This is a genomic window from Polaribacter tangerinus (assembly GCF_038024095.1).
GTDB classification, from domain to species: Bacteria; Bacteroidota; Bacteroidia; order Flavobacteriales; family Flavobacteriaceae; genus Polaribacter; species Polaribacter tangerinus.
The window spans coordinates 1,944,162-1,962,452 of sequence record NZ_CP150668.1 but is presented as its reverse complement, the minus strand read 5'-3'; the positions used below and the strand labels follow the sequence as shown (position 1 = coordinate 1,962,452).

Sequence of the window (18,291 nt, the reverse complement as noted above, 5' to 3'; positions counted from 1 at the left end):
AACCGAATTAATATCCAGGATTCTGCACGATATTACCTCTAGACAATTGAATCTCTTCTGGTGGTATTGGCCATAATAAGTGAATATTAGGATCAAATAATGCTCCACTATTTTGAGGTTCCAATAAATTAGTTGTCTCAAAAGGATCTGTACTTACCTCTGTATTGTACTTTACAAAAGAACCATTTGGCCCCAGTATTAAAGCAATTCTAGGAACTCCATTTATTTTTTGTCTTCTAAGATCATAAAGCCTATGCTGTTCTAAAGCCAACTCTAATCTTCTTTCTTTCCATATTGCATCTCTTAAAGCGTCTCCAGATAAATTATTTTTAGAAGGCAATTGAACTCGATCTCTAACCAATTGCAAAGAGCTTTTAGCAGCTGCCTCATCTCCATTAAAATAAGCAGCTTCTGCATGAATTAAAATAACATCTGCTAACCTTAAATGAATGTAATGTAATGGCAATTGACCTCTTTGATATGGATCTGGTCTTTCATCTGTTGGAATGTAATACTTTCTGTTTGTACGACCAGATTTATTTTCACTTGGCTTTCCATCAAATGAAGTTACTGCAGGATCACCAAAAACAGGTTCTCCGTGTTTTATAATCGTAGATCTTAACCTAATATTATCACCTTCACTTAAAAAAGCATTTTCCAAGTCACTTGAAGGTGATGCCCATCCCCAACCACGATCTCCACGACTTCCATTAGTAATGGAAAACTGACCACCAACACCATTAAATGTTGGGTTATTAATATATTGAATTTCAAAAATAGTTTCAACACCATTTAAATTACCTACTTTATAAACATCAGCAAAATCTGCCTCTAAACTATACTCCCCTGAATCCATAACGGTTTTTGCCATAGCTTGAGCTTCTGCCCATTTTTCTTCAAAGAGATACACCTTTGCCAATAAAGATTGTACCGCACCTTTAGTTGCTCTTCCTGATTGCCCAAGAGTTTGCTGACTTCTTAATGGCAATGAATTCATGGCATCTTTTAAATCTGACTCAATAAAATCATAAACTTCTGCTACAGAAGATCTAACTTTATCATTAATTGTTGGTTCTAAAATCTCATTGTACGTAGTTACAATAGGCACGCCTCCAAAGTTTCTAACTAAATCAAAATAAAAGAACGCTCTTAAAAACTTTGCTTCCGCAATTAATCTAGCTTTTGTTTCATCATCAATTTCTACCTCAGGAACTCTATCTAGAGCTATATTAGCCCTTGTTATACCTATGTAATGGTTTTCCCAAAATAAATTGAAGTAAGTAGAACCAGGAAATACGTTATATTGTGCTATACCAGTAATATCTGGTCTTGGTTGCCTTGTATTTCCTGCCCAATTATCATCAGAAGCCATTTCGTTAATTTGACGCTGAAAATTTACTTGATTCCAATTTGTCCCATTAACCATTTGGTAAATACTATTGACAAATAACTCCGCATTTTCTGATGATGAGAAAAAATCATCTAATTGCTGTCTACCTTGTAAAGGTTGATCTAATATTTTGTCTGCATCGCAACTTACGTTAAGAAAAGCAATACAAAATCCTAAAAATAAAATAAGTTTTTTCATAATTTTATAATGTTAAATTTAATCCTAATAAAAATGTTTTTGCCACAGGGTTCCTTGAAGCATCAACTCCTAGACCATTAATAATACCACCACTACTTACCTCAGGGTCAAAACCAGAATATTTCGTAAATGTTAGTAAATTTTGCCCTGCTATGTATAATCTAAATTTATTAACACCTTTTAATTTAAAATTATAACCTAATTGAATGTTACGCAATCTTAAATAAGAGCCATCTTCTATAAAAATGTCTGATGGGTTTTGATAATTACCATTTCTATCAAGCTCTGTTAATCTTGGGTATTGTGCACCTGTATTTGTTGGGGACCATACCAGATTTTCTAAACCAGCTAACACATTTAGATTTTGAGTACCAGCACGTATATATTCTGTATTTATATTAAATACATCATTTCCAAAAGTTCCATACCATTGCATAGAAAAGTCAAAATTCTTATAACTCATATTAAGATTTAAACCACCATAAAAATCTGGAAATGGATTACCAATTGTGGTTAAATCATCATCATTTAAAACCCCATCTCCATTCTGATCTACAAATATCAAATCACCTACTTGAGCATTAGGCTGAATTATAGTACCATCTTCTGAGGTATGAGAATTTAACTGGGTTTGGTTTTGAAAAATCCCTGCAGTTTGGTAACCCTGAAACAAACCTACAGTTTCCCCTAATTCGGTAATTTTCACAAATCTATTTCCTAATCGAGGTCTTCTTTGCCCCAAAATCACTTCGTTTCCAGGAGCTAATTCTATTGCTTTACTTTCATTGGTAGAGAATGTTAAATTTGCATTTAATTTAAAATCATTCCAACTCTTATTATACCCTAAAGTTAGATCAAAACCTTTAGATTGAAAACTACCTACATTTTGAGCCACAGTACCAGGTATACCTGTATAATTTGGTGTTTCTACACTAAATAATAAATCTTCTGAAGTTTTCTCATAATACTCTGCTTCAATAGTAATTTCATTATTAAATAAACCCATTGAAATTCCAAAATTCTTATCTCTCACAGTTTCCCATCTTAGATTAGGGTTACCAAATTGCGACAAAAAGTTAGCTACAACACGATCACCTCCAAATACAAAATCGCCAGAACCAATTGAGAAAAACTGACCGTTACGACTTATATTTTGATTACCTACTTCACCAGCACCAACTTTAACTCTTAAGTTATTAATAGTCTCACTTTTGAAAAAATCTTCTGAATCTATATCCCAAGCAAAAGACACACTAGAGAAAACTCCTGTTCTTCCATTTTTTGGGAATCTTGAAGATTTATCAACTCTTACAGATCCATTGAAAAAGTATCTATTATCATAACTATAAATAGTTCTAAAAACACCAGACAAAATATTATCTGTAGCCTTATTAGCATTTGCTCTAATAGTCTCCCCTTCAGCTGCATCTAATTGCCACAGATTCATATTTGTATTGCTAGGAATACCATCACTATATCCTCTTAAATAATCCCAATTTTCTGAATCAAACACAATACCACCAGTGATATTTAAATAGTGCTTATCATTAAGGGTTTTATCAAAAGTTATTGTATTATTTAACACATAGTCAAAATTATTGGTAACTGTTTTGGTTAAATTATTAATTTCTAACTGTCGGTTTGGACCAATAAAATACTCAGGATTAAATGTTTGTGAGGTTTGTCTAGAAATATTTAAACCAAGTTGAGACCTAAATGTTAAACTTGGTGCTATTTTATAATCTAATTGTGTATTAGAGAAAAAACCAAAAAAATCATTTTCATTAAACTGTCTTGCCAATTGAGCCACGGGATTTGGTACCAAATTTTGAGATAAACCATAGATACTATATTGATTTCTACCCACTCGCTCACTTTGAGGAATAAATACCGGTGTTAAAGGATCAATTCTCATTGAATTGAATAACAAATTTGGTGTATTCTCCCATTTTTCAATTCTTGGACTAAGATCCTGCTTAAGAGTTACTTTATCAGAAATCTTATAGTCTACATTAAACCTTCCAGTAATCCTTTGATAAAATCCCTTAGAGTAATTTGCTTGCTGGTCAAAAACACTAACACTTCCAGAATATTTTAAATCTTCTGAACCTCCAGAAACCCTTACGTTAGCATTTAAAACTGGAGCAAAGTTCTGAACAACTTCATTCCACCAATCTGTACCTTCACCTTGAAAATTATTAGGATCAAACAATGGTGCATTACCATCATTTGTTCTTCTGGTATTCATTATTCTCATATACTCTTGCGCATCTGCACTTTCTATTTTTTGCCAATATTGCACACCATAACTTAAATCTACACCAACTACGGTTTTACCTGCCTTACCTCTTTTAGTTGTAATAAGAACAACACCATTTGATGCTCTTGAACCATAGATTGCAGATGCAGCTGCATCTTTTAAAATTTGAAAGCTATCTATATCTTGAGAGTTTACAGAATTTAAAGATGTTCCATCTGGTTGCAAAATACCATCAATTACAATAAGTGGATTTGTACTACCATTAGCTGTAGTAATACCACGTATCACAATTCTAGGAGATGCACCTGGAGAACCTCCAGAAGACAAAACCTGAACACCTGCTGCTTTACCTTGTAACGCTTCTGCAGGATTACTTGCAACTTGTTTTGAAATTTCTGATCCATCTACAGTTGCTATAGATGTAGCTATTTTGTCTTTTTTCACGGAACCGTACCCAATTACAACTATTTCATCTAATTGAGTTTCATCAGATATCATTTTAACCGTAATTTGAGACCTATCATTAACACTTACTTCTTGTGTTTTGAACCCCAAATAACTAAATACCAAGGTAGCTTTTTCATCAACAGAGATGGTGAATTTACCATCAAAATCAGAGAAAGTACCCTTTGATGTGTTTTTTTCTAAAATATTAACACCTGGTATTGGCTCTCCCAATTCATCTGTAATTGTTCCTTTAACAGTTTTCTGAGCTGTAGCCGAAAAACTAAAACAAAGAACACTTATTATAATTATAATTAATTGCTTCATTTATATATTTTTTAATTGATATTATTTTTGTGTCAATATTTGATTATCTATTTTTAATTATCACCCTATTTAGATGAGTATCAAATATGAAGGTATAATCTTTATCTAAAGCACTATCTTCAAAGACATAATTACCACCACCACCAGGAACTGCAATAGAACGATCTTCGGTATTAGTTCTCCAAAAAGGAGCCCATCCATTTGGATTAGCATTTAATATAAATCCATTAGCACCATTATCATCTGGTTGATCTTTTACAGTAACATCTAATGACCACAAGTACTGATTATCAGAGTCTTGAACAAGAGGCTTACCAGAATTAAAATGCCAACATTGAGTAGAACCATCTGCGTTATTTGTACAAGTAGAAGTAGTTGCATCTACAAATATCCCTCTTCCCAAAACATATACTTGATTAAAAGTTGCATCTGTTGGTGTATAGGGTGTAACTGTATATGATAAGTCTCTCACATCAATTGATATTTCATAATAACCAACACCAGGCACAACAATTGGATTAACGGTAGCATCGCTTCCTAATGTTAATTTACCTGCATTGTTCGCATTTGCACCAAATGCAAATGGCGAAAATGATTCTTTCTGAGGAATAAATCTCACCTCAGAATTTGCACTTTTAGAATAATATAGCGCTGTAAAAACATACCCATTCTCTCCTGTAGCTTGACTCGCTGTTGTACTAAAAGGAATACCAAATAAATCTTGATTTAACGCAGCATCACTTGTCTCATCTGTTAAATACATTGCAGGAAACTGCAAATCTGTAACAACATTTACAGTTACCGAAGCTTGTGTATCATTGCCTGAAACATCTTTAGCAGTAATATTAAAAGTATAACTACCAGGTGTTAATACATCTAAAGATTTGCTGTATTTATAAGTAGCCGAACCATTTAAAGCTATTGTTTCATTTAAAATATCACTTTCAATCTTAAACTCAGACAACTCCCTATCAGTTAAATCAACATCAAAACTTATTTCATCACCATTACCTATTAACACGGTAGACGCATCTAAAGGACTATTAACCATTATTACTGGTGCAGCTATATCTTTATCTAAAGTCACCACCACATCTTTTATAGTAGCTACATCACCTGCGTTAGTTACGGTAACAGAAATTTTATGAACACTAAATTCATCTTCGGCATCAGGAACTTTAAAACGATAAGACAAATTATAAATATCCGGCAAAGAATCTTTAACAATTGTTTTATCTAAAAACCATTTATCATAATTAATATTAATAGATTTTACACCTGCTGGGTCAGAAATTACTGCTTCTAAAGTAATTACTTCACCAGGCAAAGAAGAAATATCTTCTAGAAACGAATTAAATTCTGGTTCAGAATCAATCCTTAAAGAATCATCATTACAACTTACTATAACTACTATTAAGCAGAATATGCAAAGTAATTTTGTTTTAACTGTTTTCATTTTTTAATTTAAATTTAAGTTCTACTCTTTTTAATATCGGCATAGAAAAAGAAGCTATAAACTAACTCCATAAAATACCTAATTAATTACAATGACCAAATCTCTTCTTTATTAAAATGATTATTATATTATAAATAAATTGAGAATATCTTACAAAAGTACAACTTACAAGCACTCAAACAATAGACAAAAAAAGCACAAATATGGATAATATCACTTTTAATAGTTGTATATCACTCCAAAAGGAGAATTGAAGAGACTAGAAATTTATGAATTACTAATAAAAAAGGAATCTATTAAATATCCTCAATAAACACAATATAAAATTGAATAAAAAAAAATTAACACGAAGTAAAAACAGTCAATTAAATAAAAAATAAAAAAATGTAATATATTTTGTTATCTTTATCCTATGTAATATTAACTTTATTAAAATCTAAAAAACACATTAATAGCAATTAAATGGATGAAAACACTTTAAAAGAAGGGTTTCTTGGACAAAAAATGATAGCTTTTCCAAAATCATTTTTAGTGGATATAAAAAACAATCCTATTTCAAGAAATTTTTACATTAGTGATTTGGGATATTACCCTGTTGCAAGCCATCATTATAGATTAAGAAAAAAAGGGGCTAAAGAATATATTTTTATATACTGTACCAAAGGAAAAGGAATAGTTACTATTGAGGATCAAAAAACTTTAATCTCACCGAATCATTTTTGCATAATACCAAAAAACACTAGACACGAATACAGGGCTGATGATAATGATCCATGGAGTATTTATTGGATTCATTTTCAGGGTTCTTTTAGTGAAAATATATATAATCGATACTCAAAAAGCAATATTAATAACTATAAAAATATCCCTTTCTCAAAAAGCACTATAGACAAATTTAATAAAATTTTCGATTTATTAAATAACAATTATTTATTAAATAGTATTGAATATGCAAATTTATTAGGTCTGAATTTTATAAGCTCATTTGTTTACCATAAACTTAATTCGATTAATACAACACACCCAAAAGAGAATCTAATTAACTCTGTCAAAGAATTTTTAATGAATAATCTAGATAAGAATTTTACACTCGATAATATCGCATCTAAGTTCAATTACTCAAAATCTTACCTACACACAAAATTTAAATTAGAAACCGGTTACCCTATACTTGTATTTTTTAAATTAAAAAAGGTTCAAAAAGCTTGCGAATACCTTAGCTATACAGATTTGAGCATAAAACAAATTAGCTATAAAATTGGTTTTGACGACCCGCTATATTTCTCCAGAACTTTTAAGAATTATATGGGAAAATCTCCCAGAAATTATAAGCAATGTCAAAGAAAATAAATTCAGTTCTATTTCAGTAAAAAATACTTTCTCTTTCATTTAAACTGAAAATTAAGCTATAGAGATCAGTAGTTACTTACCTATTAATTGATTTTAATAATTGTTTCAAAACCATTCTAGGACAAAACTTAGAATCTTTATTACCATCAATAAATACGTTTCTGTCGCATCTAATGTAAGAAAAAATCAATTTTTTATATTTACAATAAAAAAGATGTTCAAAGGTCACTGTTTTCCTAAAGCAATTATATTACAAGCTGTTTACTTCAAATTAAGGTTTAGTCTTAGCTACAGATATGTAGAAGAACTTTTATCTATCAGAGGAAGCAAAGTGAATCATGCTAATATTAAACGCTGGGTATTCAAATTCACACCACTTGTAGAACAACAATTCAGAAGAAGAAAAAAATTAGTTGGAAAAAGGTGGAGATTAGATGAAACCAATATTAAGGTAAAGGGTGAGTGGAGATATTTACACAGAGCCGTTGATAAAGAAGTGAATACTGTAGACTTTTTGTTAACTAAAAAAAGACAACGTATATCTGCACAGAAATTTTTAATCAAAGCCATAGAGAATAATGGACTACCTAATAAATTTGGTATAAATTTTTAAGCTACATTTTCATTATTTTAAATGGAACTCTTAATAGGTTTGATACTTTAATTTTATTAAAATATCATCAAAAATAACAAGCACAAACTAACAAAGCAAAACCCCCATAAAATCAATAGTCCAATTGACGATAAAATATAAGGTTCTTAATGAAACCAATGCTTAAAATTAATTGATTTTAAAGATATTGAAATTCACAATGAAAAAAATATTATTTACCTTGTAAAAAAGAAGTTAAAAAGGTAATAAAAACTTAAATATTATCTCCTAGAATAATTTTAAAATATTCAATTCCTTTTTTGACCATGATTGTCATTGTTTTCAATGGAACTTTTAATGGATTTGAAACTTTAATTTTATTAAAAATCATCAAAAATAATAAAGAAAAACAACCAAAGGAAAATCCCAGTAAAACCAATTGCTGAAGAGGTTTTGAAATAAAATAAAAAACAATGAAAATCAATATGTATTTACTTTAGAATACATCCTTTACAATAAGTTATTTTTTAACTCTTTTAAAAACCGAGATATCTATTGTTTTTTTTTAGAACAAAAAATCAAAACGCAGCCTAAATACTGTCAACATCGCTTTATTTAAAAAAATAAAAATTATTTTAGGTTACAAGAAAAAAAGAGTCCCCGGTTTAGTCCCCGAGCGGTTTTTGAGATTGTGAGAAGATAGTGAAATTTTACCCTGTAAACAATTGAAAAACAACAAGTTAAATTGACATAAAACAAAAAAAGCATCTCATAAATGAGATGCTTTTTGCGGTCTGGACGGGACTCGAACCCGCGACCCCCTGCGTGACAGGCAGGTATTCTAACCAGCTGAACTACCAGACCGATGCTTTTAGCGGTTGCAAATATAACACCAATTTTGACATCTACAAATAAAAAGCAAAATTTATTTACTTTTTTTTCTACTATTTAAATAAGTAGTTAAAATTGTGTCAAATCCTTTGCTTATAGAAACTGGCACATAGTCAATTTTATATTGCAAACAATTGTTTTTCAAATCATTAAAATAATCACTTACGGCTTCTTTATAGTTTTGTTGTATGTTTTCTGGATAGATATTTATTTCTTCTCTTGTTTCTATATCCACAAATTTCTTAGGAGTTTTATCGAAATTGAATTCCAATTCTGTTTTTTCATCATAAGTATGAAATAAAACTACTTCGTGTTTGTTGTATTTAAGATGCCTTAATGCTTCAAAAAGCAATGCCTTATCTGTAGTGGTTTGAAACATATCTGTAAAAAGAAATAACAAAGATCTTCTGTGTAACTTTTCTGCTATTTCATGTAAATATTGATACGTATTTGTAGTAGTTTTTGTACTAGAAACCAATAGTTGCTCTAGTTGGTGGAGTAACATTTTACGGTGCCTGTCACTCCCTTTTTCGGGTGCATAATATTCGTAAGAATCTGAATAAATACTTAATCCTACAGCATCTCTTTGTCTTCTTAAAATTTCCATTAGCGAGGCTGAAGCAACTGCAGAAAAACCTATTTTGTTTAACTGCGTAAGACTATTGTTTTTAATCTTCGGATATTGCATAGACGCCGAGTTATCTATAATAATATGGCATCTTAAATTGGTTTCCTCTTCATACTTTTTTGTGTATAATTTTTCTGTTTTGGCAAACATTTTCCAATCTATATGTCGTGTGCTCTCTCCTTTGTTATATAATTTATGTTCAGAAAATTCAACAGAAAAACCATGAAACGGACTTTTATGCATTCCGGTTATAAACCCCTCTACCACCTGCTTTGCAAGAACATCTAAATTGGTTACGGTAGAATGTTGTTGGTTTAATAACTTCATATTATTGTATCGATAAATTTAATAGTTGTGTTTTAGATGATTATTTATATGATAAAAGTAAAATGTATGTTTTTGTAAAATAACAAACATTATTCAAAAGATAATGTTCTTTTATTTAAAAAAATGAATCACTTTAAATATACTAATTTATGCTTTACTGCTTTATTAATTTTTAAATTTAGTATAAAACTATACTTTTTAAGCATAAAAAAAAAGAGCATTGATAATCACCAATGCTCTTTTGTATGAAAAAATTCCATTTATTAAAATGGTAAATCATCTGGTTCTTCGTCTGAAACATTTGTTGCTGGCTGAAACTGATCTACCGGAGGTAAGTTTTGGTTTTGAGCTCCTGCCTGAGAAAGGTTTTCTATTCTCCAACCTTGTATAGAATTAAAGTATTTAGCTTCTCCTTGTGGATTAATCCATTCTCTTCCTCTTAAGTTGATAGCTACTTTAACATCCTGACCAACAGAATAGTTGTTTAACAAATCGCATTTGTCTTGTACAAATTCAATCATAATCATTTGAGGATACTGATCATCTGTAGTAACTACTAATTCTCTTTTTCTAAAACCATTGGCGCCAAATGTTTGTACGTCTCCAATAAGTTTAATTTTACCAATAACTTCCATAATATTTTTCTTAACTATTTAACTAAAAGCACTTTCCATGCGCTTTCTACATCATTTTTATGTAAAAACTCTTTGGCAAATGTATGTTTTTTTACGGTTTCTAACCCAATAAAATGTGGATGTTCTTTCGCAAAGTTATCAACATCATCTACTGTTGGCAACTTCGAAACATTACCTAGCATCCCTAAATTGTTACCCGTTAAAACAGTACTATTTCTAATTTCCTTAGAAAGTGAATCTACTCCAATACCTAAAGTGGTTAAGGGTTTCGGAATTTCAAAAAAACCATCTTTTGCTCGTGTGTAATAATTTCCGCCTGCTCTTGCTACCAAATCTATTTTATGTTGATCTATAGCACCATTTTCATCTAAAATAGCCTCTGAAATATGCATTTTTACTACTTCACAAATTATTAAATTTCCAGCACCTCCATCATCACCTGTAAAAATAATATCTTTTACTAGGCACTCGAATTGGACTGGAGATTCTGCTACTCTGTATGGTTTTACTAATTCTGATTTTAACATAGTAAAACCTGCTTTTTCAAACTCATTAACACCTGCAGGATACTCGGAAGAACTTAAAGACATTTGTTGTACAATGGCAAAATTTACAACATTTATAACTACTTCTTTTGTAGCTATGGCATTGTTTAAAGTGTGCTTTGTAGTGTTGTCTCGAACTCTTCTGGCCGGCGAAAAAACTAAAGTTGGCGGATTGGAACCAAAAACATTAAAGAAACTAAACGGAGATAAATTTGCAGTGCCATTTTTATCAATAGTACTTGCAAATGCAATTGGCCGCGGTGCAATGGCTCCCAATAAATAACCGTGTAATTTTCCTGTTGATATTTCTTTTGGATCGATACTTAGCATCATAATTTAGTTTTTTTTGACAAAAACACTGTTTAAACATCTTTTTAAACATTGCTTCTCATAAATTTATATCTTTATAAATACAAAGATACTATCTAATTGATAAATGAGTTATCGTAAGTAAATCTTTATATTTGTTTTTATGAATTTTCTGTCAAACACTACTTTATTTAAAAGAATTGCTGTTTTTATTTCACTGATTATTGTTTCTTTAATTCTTTGGAATACTTATATATTTTTTCAAAAATTTAAAATTGATGAAAGAGCAAAAATGGAAATATTGGCAAGTGCACAAAGAGAATTAGCTACCAATACAAACCTAGATGCAAATGTAGATTTACCGCTAAAAATTATCGAAACCATTAACAATATTCCAATGATAATGGTAAGTGAAAACGGCGAAATTGAGCATCAAAATTTAGATTCTGTAAAGCTATTAAACCCTAGCTACCTTGCTCAAGAATTAGAAAAGATGAAAGCCGAAAACAATCCTATAGAAATTAGTTATAAAGGCAAAAATAAAAAGCTAATTTACTACAGAGATTCTAATTTATTAAACAAACTTACTTACTATCCGCTAGCACTTATTTTAATATTAATTCTTTTTTTAAGTGTTATTTATCTGTTTTATAATTCTAATAAAATAGCTGAAACTAATAAACTATGGACAGGTATGGCCAAAGAAACAGCACATCAAATTGGTACTCCTTTATCTTCTCTTTTAGGCTGGATTGCTATTTTAAAAATGGAAAAGATGAACGATAGCTATGTTGCTGAAATAGAAAAGGATGTACAAAGGTTAAATACTATTGCCAATAGGTTTTCTAAAATAGGCTCTAAACCAATTTTAAAGGAAGAAAATATTGTAACTATTACAAAACAAGCCCTCGATTACTTAGTTTCTAGAAGTTCTAAACAAGTAAAATTTGATTTTACCACCTCGGCAAATGAAATAAAAACCAATATAAATACGGAGCTGTTTGGTTGGGTAATAGAAAATTTACTGAAAAACGCAATTGATGCCATTCAAGGAAAAGGAAACATAAAAGTAGCTATAAGCAACAAGGATAAGAAAGTTATTATTTTAGTTAGTGATTCTGGTAAAGGAATTTCTAAAAATCTACACAAACAAATATTTAAACCTGGTTTTACCACAAAAAAAAGAGGCTGGGGCCTTGGTTTATCACTATCTAAAAGAATTATAGAAGATTACCATAAAGGGAAAATAAATGTACAGTCATCTGAACTAAATAAAGGAACTACCTTTAAAATTACATTAAATAAGATTTAATTTTTTACTATTAATTAAATGATTATTCTTTTAAATTAATACGTTTGTATTGTTTATACTTTTCTATTGCATACCCTAAAATTAAACCTAAAAGTAACCAATAAAAAAACTGAACTACAATAATTTTTAGGCTAAAACCTTCTTAAAAAAACAACGGAAATAACAGTGCATTTGTAACAAACATCCAAATAGCCCAACCGAACCCTATTTTAATCCAACCTTTCAAAAAAAACTAATTTAAAACTTTAAACTCACTATCAATTTTGGCTGCAAGGGTAGCAAACTCTTGTTTCGTTAATGTTACTTTTTTTGTAAACTGAATGTCAGCCATTTCTTGTAAAGGTACTAGATGTACATGTACATGCGGCACCTCTAAACCAATAACGCTCATGCCTACTCTTTTACACGGAACAGCTCTTTCTATGGCTTTGGCAACTTTATAGGTAAAATCCATAAGACGTAAATAAGCATCGTTTGAAAGATCGAAAATTCTATCTTCTTCTTCTTTTGGCACTACTAAAGTATGTCCGTATGCATTCGGGTTGATGTCTAAAAAGGCAAAAAACTCTTCACTTTCAGCTACTTTATAACTTGGCAACTCTCCCGAAATAATTTTTGTAAAAATGCTCATAGTTTCTTTATTTTGATAGTAAAGATAAAAAAAATCCGAATTTTAAAGTCTTAAAATTCGGATTTTAAAAAAAGTAAAATATGAAATTGATTATCTTGATACTTCCATTATTTCAAATTTCATAATACCACTTGGCACTTCAATCTCTGCAATATCTCCTACCTTTTTACCTAATAAACCCTTCCCAATTGGTGAATTTACAGATAGTTTGCCGTTTCGAACATCGGTTTCTGAATCTGCCACTAAACGGTATTTAAAGGTTGCATTGTTTGTTATATTTTTAATAACCACATTCGAATGAATAAGAATTTTAGACACATCTAGTTGCGACTCATCTAAAATACGAGCATTTGCAATAACGTTTTTAAGTTTCGCAATTTTAAACTCTAAGTGAGATTGTTCTTCTTTCGCTGCATGATATTCGGCATTTTCACTTAAATCTCCTTTGTCTCTTGCCTCTGCAATTTCAGTGGTTACTCTAGGTCTCTCTACTTGTTCTAAATGAACCAGTTCATCTTTCAATTTCTTTAATCCTTCTTCTGAATAATAAGATATGTTGCTCATAGTTTCTTTAATTTAAAAAATCTCATTGCCTTTTCAGGAATGAGATTGAATAACAAATATACAAATTATTTGTAACTTGCTATCTTTAATTACAGCTAGTAATTCTTATTTATATGTTAAAAAAAGTTAGTTTCTTATTTGTATTTAGTTTTCTTACAGCTTGTTCAGGAAATGATTTACCAGAAAATTGCGTACGGGCCTTACCTGTTAATATTACAAGTGATTTAAACAATCCGCAGTTAATAAACGCATTGGTTCCTGGCGGTTTTAGTTACTTAAACGGAGGTGCCAAAGGTATTTTGTTAGTGAATGTAAACGGAACCGATTTTATTGCTTACGACAGAATTTGCCCTAGTAATGATTGTGAGTCACCCATGACGTTTGAAAGAGGAATTGTACTAAAATGTAGTTGCGATAATAGTGAATACGGAGTTGGTAAAGCTATTGGGGGCGCTCCACAAACAGCCGGATTTAATTGTCCGGCCAGAGAATACAGGGTTACAAAAAACGGAACGTCAATTAGAATTAGTAATTTTTAGTGAAAATGCATTTAGTTGTGTATTTTTGCTGAAACACAACAACAATAATCGTGAAAAATTATTTCTCTTCAGATTTTAAACTCGGCATTCTTGGTGGCGGTCAGTTAGGCAGAATGTTGCTTACAGAAACTCAAAAATTAGATATCCACACCAGTATTTTAGACAATAACAAAAACGCCCCTTGTGCAGCCTACTGCAATACTTTTGTAGTTGGAAATTTACTCGATTTCGATGCCGTTTATAATTTTGGCAAAACGGTAAATTTATTAACCATAGAAATAGAAAATGTAAATATAGATGCATTAGATAAATTAGAGGAAGAAGGTTTAGAAATTTATCCTAAACCCAAAGATTTACGCATTATTCAAAGTAAAGCTAGGCAAAAACATTTTTATGTAGACAACCAAATTCCTACTGCTCCTTTCTCTCACTACGCTTATTTAGAAGAACTCAAACATTCTTATCACAACAATATTATCAACTTTCCTTTTGTTTGGAAAGCTACCAAATTTGGTTATGATGGAAATGGCGTAAAAATAGTTCGAAATATTAACGATTTAGAAAGTTTACCAAATGTAGCGTGTATTACCGAAAAGTTAATCCCTTTTAAAAATGAACTAGCAGTAATTGTTGCAAGAAACTTAAATGGAGAAACCACCACTTACCCAGTAGTAGAAATGGAATTTCATCCTGAAGCAAACCAAGTAGAATACGTTATTTGTCCGGCCAGAGTAACAACAGATATAGCTAAAAAAGCCAAAGAAATTGCCTTAAAAGTAGTAACCGATTTAGACTTTGTTGGGTTATTGGCGGTAGAAATGTTTTTAACTGAAGACAATACTATTTTAGTAAACGAAGTCGCTCCAAGACCACACAACTCTGGGCATTATTCTATAGAGGCAAGTTACACCAATCAGTTTGAACAACATTTAAGAAGTATTTTAAACTTACCACTAGGAAACACAGATAGTAAAGTAGCTGGTATTATGGTAAATTTGGTTGGCGAGGAAGGTTTTTCGGGTGATGTTGTTTACGAAAACATTGAAGAAATATTAAAAATTGAGGGTGTTACACCACACATTTATGGTAAAAAAGAAACACGTCCTTTTCGTAAAATGGGCCATGTAACTATTGTTCATTCAGAAATAGATAAAGCAAGAGAAATAGCACAAAAAGTAAAAGAAACAATTCGCGTAATTTCTAAATAACTTAAAAAATAATCCAAACCAATGGTAGGAATAATAATGGGAAGCGATTCAGACCTTCCAATAATGCAAGAAGCAATCGATATTTTAGAAAATTTCGACATTCAAATCGAAGTAGATATTGTATCGGCACACAGAACACCAGAAAAATTAGTAGATTATTCGAAAAATGCTCACTTACGAGGTATAAAAGTAATCATTGCAGGTGCTGGTGGTGCCGCTCACTTACCAGGTATGGTAGCTAGCATGAGTCCGCTACCCGTAATTGGTGTGCCCGTAAAAAGTAGAAATTCTATAGATGGCTGGGACTCTGTGCTTTCTATTTTACAAATGCCTGGCGGTGTACCCGTTGCTACAGTTGCTCTCGACGGTGCTAAAAATGCAGGAATTTTAGCAGCTCAAATTATAGGTGCGTCTGATAAATGTGTATTAGATAAAATAATTACGTACAAAGAAGGTTTAAAATTAAAAGTAGAAGAAGCCTCTAAGAGAGTAAGAAAATAATTTTCTTTCAAAATCTTTATCAGAGCGTTTATACCAAATTAAGCGCTCTTTTTTTTTGCTAAACTTAAAAATCTTTATCATCAAAAAGTTCACAAAATAAAGGCAAAGAAACCTCAAGGAAAATAAAATATTTAAATTTGTAGAAATAAGAAATCGAATATGAATCCACTATTAAAAGACTTTGTTACAGCCCCTTTTTCTGAAATTAAAGAAGAACATTATTTACCAGCCATACAAAAAGCAATTTCACTTGCAAAACAAGAAGTGAATGCCATTGTTACAAATACCGCAAAGCCAAGCTTTAAAAATACTACAGAGGCTTTAGAAGCTAGTGGAGAAAAACTAAACAGAATAACAAGTATTTTTTTTAATTTAAATGCGGCAGAAACAACTGAAGGCATTCAAAAAATAGCTCAAGAAGTTGCTCCTCTTTTAAGTGAATTTAAAAATGATATTACTTTAAATACTTCCCTTTTTAAAAAAGTAAAGCAGGTTTTTGACAACAAAGATAAACTAGCCTTAAATGAAGAAGAAAAAATGCTTTTAGAAAAGCAATATAAGAGTTTTTCAAGAAATGGTGCTAATTTATCTGAAGACAAAAAAGAAACACTTAGAAAAATAGATAGTCAACTTTCTCAATTATCATTAAAGTTTGGAGAAAATGTTTTGGCAGAAACAAACGCTTATCAAATGCATTTGATGCAAGAAAAAGATGTTGCAGGATTGCCAGAATCTGCCAAAGAAGCTGCCAAAGAATTGGCAAAAGAAAAAAATAAGGAAGGGTATATTTTTACATTAGACTACCCAAGCTATGGCCCTTTTTTAACTTATGCAGAAAATAGAGAACTTCGAAAAGAAATGGCGATTGCCGCTGGCAAAAAAGGATTTCAAAAGAATAAAAACAATAACGAACAAATTGTTTTAGACATTGTAAGATTAAGACAAAAAAGAGCCAATTTGCTAGGCTACAAAACACATGCTCATTTCGTTTTAGAAGAAAGAATGGCAGAAACTCCAGAAAAAGTAATTTCATTTTCTAACGAGTTATTAGAAAAGGCAAAACCTGCTGCTGAAAAAGAATTTGCGCATTTAACTGCTTTTGCAAAAAAAATAGACGGAATAGAACACATAGAGAAATGGGATGGAGCTTACTATTCTGAAAAACTTAAAAAAGAAATTTTCGACTTAGACCAAGAGGCGTTAAAGCCTTATTTTAAATTAGAAAATGTAATTAATGGTGTTTTTACAATTGCCAACAAACTGTTTGACATCACTTTTGAAGAAGTTTTTAATATTGACACCTATCATGAAGACGTAAAAACGTATGAAGCAAAAGATATTAATGGTAAACTATTAGCATTATTTTATGCTGATTTTCATCCAAGAAAAGGGAAAAGAAATGGAGCTTGGATGACATCTTATAAAGGTCAAAAAATAAAATCTGGTATTAATGAAAGACCACATGTATCTATTGTTTGTAATTTCACAAAACCTACAGAAACCAAACCTTCGTTACTTACATTTAACGAGGTAACCACTTTATTTCACGAATTTGGCCATGCCTTACATGGTATGTTCGCAAACACAACCTACCAAAGTCTTTCTGGAACCTCTGTTTCTTGGGATTTTGTAGAGTTACCAAGTCAGATTTTAGAAAATTGGTGTTACCAAAAAGAGGCGCTAGAGTTATTTGCGAAGCATTACGAAACCGGAGAAATTATTCCGATGAAGTATATCGAAAAAATTAAAGAATCTGCTAGTTTCCATCAAGGAATGCAAACTTTACGTCAGTTAAGTTTTGGACTATTAGATATGAAGTGGCACACAGAAGATTCGCTGCATGTTAGTTCTATTAAGGAGTTTGAAAACAACGCTTTTAAAAACACGAAACTATACCCTGAAGTTGCAGAAAACGCAATGAGTACAGCTTTTTCACATATTTTTCAGGGTGGATATTCTGCAGGGTATTATTCTTATAAGTGGGCAGAAGTACTAGATGCAGATGCTTTTGAATATTTTTTAGAACATGGAATATTTAACAAAGAAATTGCTGCAAAGTTCAAAGAATATGTACTTTCTAAGGGCGGCACGCAAAAACCTATGAAACTATACCAACAGTTTAGAGGTCAGGAACCAAAACCAGAAGCCTTACTTAGAAGAGCAGGACTTATTTAACTAGTATAA

15 protein-coding genes and 1 tRNA gene are annotated in these 18,291 nt (G+C 31.0%); 7 read left to right on the top strand and 9 right to left on the bottom strand.

All coding sequences use genetic code 11. The features are described 5' to 3' along the window. Nucleotides 1–7: 7 nt before the first annotated feature. From WHD54_RS08590 to WHD54_RS08580, 3 genes are read right to left on the bottom strand one after another with little or no spacing between them, the layout of a single operon-like run. Nucleotides 8–1,588, bottom strand: coding sequence for a RagB/SusD family nutrient uptake outer membrane protein (locus WHD54_RS08590; RefSeq protein WP_088323819.1), 1,581 nt, complete (start codon nucleotides 1,586–1,588; stop codon nucleotides 8–10). Between the two features lie 4 nt (nucleotides 1,589–1,592). Then, on the bottom strand, nucleotides 1,593–4,619 hold the full coding sequence (locus WHD54_RS08585) for a SusC/RagA family TonB-linked outer membrane protein (protein ID WP_088323820.1): 3,027 nt from the start codon (nucleotides 4,617–4,619) through the stop codon (nucleotides 1,593–1,595). Between the two features lie 43 nt (nucleotides 4,620–4,662). Beyond that, complete coding sequence (locus WHD54_RS08580) at nucleotides 4,663–6,075, bottom strand: hypothetical protein (protein WP_088323821.1); 1,413 nt, start codon at nucleotides 6,073–6,075, stop codon at nucleotides 4,663–4,665. 462 nt (nucleotides 6,076–6,537) lie between these two features. Between WHD54_RS08580 and WHD54_RS08575 the strand changes: the two genes are divergently transcribed. Beyond that, nucleotides 6,538–7,425 carry an AraC family transcriptional regulator gene (locus tag WHD54_RS08575; protein ID WP_088323822.1) on the top strand — a complete coding sequence of 296 codons (888 nt, stop codon included), beginning with the start codon at nucleotides 6,538–6,540 and terminating at the stop codon, nucleotides 7,423–7,425. A gap of 214 nt (nucleotides 7,426–7,639) precedes the next feature. Continuing rightward, nucleotides 7,640–8,038 (top strand): IS6 family transposase, encoded by a 399-nt coding sequence (locus tag WHD54_RS08570; RefSeq protein WP_088323823.1) that lies wholly within the window; start codon nucleotides 7,640–7,642, stop codon nucleotides 8,036–8,038. A 769-nt stretch (nucleotides 8,039–8,807) separates the two neighbouring features. Here WHD54_RS08570 and WHD54_RS08565 read toward each other — a convergent pair. The 4 genes from WHD54_RS08565 to WHD54_RS08550 form a co-directional block, all read right to left on the bottom strand. Then, a tRNA-Asp gene (locus WHD54_RS08565) sits at nucleotides 8,808–8,881 on the bottom strand. A gap of 61 nt (nucleotides 8,882–8,942) precedes the next feature. Further along, nucleotides 8,943–9,863, bottom strand: coding sequence for a DUF58 domain-containing protein (locus WHD54_RS08560; RefSeq protein ID WP_088323824.1), 921 nt, complete (start codon nucleotides 9,861–9,863; stop codon nucleotides 8,943–8,945). Nucleotides 9,864–10,126: 263 nt separating this feature from the next. Then, a complete protein-coding gene (locus tag WHD54_RS08555; protein WP_088323825.1) occupies nucleotides 10,127–10,498 on the bottom strand; it encodes a DUF3127 domain-containing protein in 372 nt (123 codons plus the stop codon). A gap of 14 nt (nucleotides 10,499–10,512) precedes the next feature. Continuing rightward, nucleotides 10,513–11,373 carry a flavin reductase family protein gene (locus WHD54_RS08550; protein ID WP_088323912.1) on the bottom strand — a complete coding sequence of 287 codons (861 nt, stop codon included), beginning with the start codon at nucleotides 11,371–11,373 and terminating at the stop codon, nucleotides 10,513–10,515. A 142-nt stretch (nucleotides 11,374–11,515) separates the two neighbouring features. On the opposite strand from WHD54_RS08550, the gene WHD54_RS08545 reads away from it, so the two are divergent. Further along, nucleotides 11,516–12,664, top strand: a complete 1,149-nt coding sequence (locus WHD54_RS08545; RefSeq protein ID WP_088323826.1) for a sensor histidine kinase — start codon at nucleotides 11,516–11,518, stop codon at nucleotides 12,662–12,664. A 232-nt stretch (nucleotides 12,665–12,896) separates the two neighbouring features. On the opposite strand, the gene WHD54_RS08540 is transcribed toward WHD54_RS08545, so the two are convergent. Next, entirely contained in the window at nucleotides 12,897–13,295 is a 399-nt protein-coding gene (locus WHD54_RS08540; protein WP_088323827.1) for an HIT family protein, read from the bottom strand. A gap of 90 nt (nucleotides 13,296–13,385) precedes the next feature. Beyond that, on the bottom strand, nucleotides 13,386–13,859 hold the full coding sequence (gene greA / locus WHD54_RS08535; protein WP_088323828.1) for a transcription elongation factor GreA: 474 nt from the start codon (nucleotides 13,857–13,859) through the stop codon (nucleotides 13,386–13,388). Nucleotides 13,860–13,972: 113 nt separating this feature from the next. On the opposite strand from greA, the gene WHD54_RS08530 reads away from it, so the two are divergent. From WHD54_RS08530 to WHD54_RS08515, 4 genes are all read left to right on the top strand, one after another. Then, the gene (locus WHD54_RS08530) at nucleotides 13,973–14,398 is read left to right on the top strand and encodes a phosphoribosylaminoimidazole carboxylase (RefSeq protein WP_088323829.1); all 426 of its coding nucleotides are present in this window, start codon (nucleotides 13,973–13,975) and stop codon (nucleotides 14,396–14,398) included. Between the two features lie 50 nt (nucleotides 14,399–14,448). Beyond that, nucleotides 14,449–15,606 (top strand): 5-(carboxyamino)imidazole ribonucleotide synthase, encoded by a 1,158-nt coding sequence (locus WHD54_RS08525; RefSeq protein ID WP_088323830.1) that lies wholly within the window; start codon nucleotides 14,449–14,451, stop codon nucleotides 15,604–15,606. Between the two features lie 21 nt (nucleotides 15,607–15,627). Beyond that, nucleotides 15,628–16,107: a 5-(carboxyamino)imidazole ribonucleotide mutase gene (gene purE, locus WHD54_RS08520; RefSeq protein WP_088323831.1), complete on the top strand. Its 480-nt coding sequence runs from the start codon at nucleotides 15,628–15,630 to the stop codon at nucleotides 16,105–16,107. Between the two features lie 159 nt (nucleotides 16,108–16,266). Then, on the top strand, nucleotides 16,267–18,282 hold the full coding sequence (locus WHD54_RS08515) for a M3 family metallopeptidase (protein WP_088323832.1): 2,016 nt from the start codon (nucleotides 16,267–16,269) through the stop codon (nucleotides 18,280–18,282). Nucleotides 18,283–18,291 lie beyond the last annotated feature (9 nt).